This window comes from Paenibacillus sp. CCS19 (assembly GCF_033239625.1).
Lineage (GTDB): Bacteria > Bacillota > Bacilli > Paenibacillales > Paenibacillaceae > Paenibacillus_T.
In genome coordinates, this window is record NZ_BTCK01000113.1 from 1 (window position 1) to 355 (window position 355).

Below are 355 nucleotides of genomic sequence, written 5' to 3' on the forward strand. Positions count from 1 at the left end.
GACATGGCTTTTTTGTTTTTTAGGGTTTGTTGCTTACCAACGATAAAGAGTTTAAAAAGAGGTTGATCAGCACCAAGAAGGCTGGATCAAGATTCGACGTCGAGTGAGCTCCTTGATTACTCTTCTTGATCATCGACGCATAGGCCTTTAAGTCCTTCAGCGTCAATGGTACTTGCCCGCAGGGTCTTGGAAGAGTAGGAAGACGTCAAGTACATAGGACGAGAACCAGCTATGTCTTTATGATATGCTTTTTGTTGTTTACGGAACGAGAAAAGATTTAAATGAAGGTCGGTCAGCACCGAGAAGGTTGATTCAGACTGAAGAACGAGTAGCGGAGTGTAGGCAAAACCTACAT

General features: G+C 43.4%; 1 protein-coding gene. It reads right to left on the reverse strand.

The genetic code is table 11. The annotated features are described in order from the left end of the window. Positions 1-116 precede the first annotated feature (116 nt). Positions 117-355: hypothetical protein (locus SBI19_RS29390; protein ID WP_317973077.1), on the reverse strand; the 239-nt coding region annotated here is incomplete at its 5' end.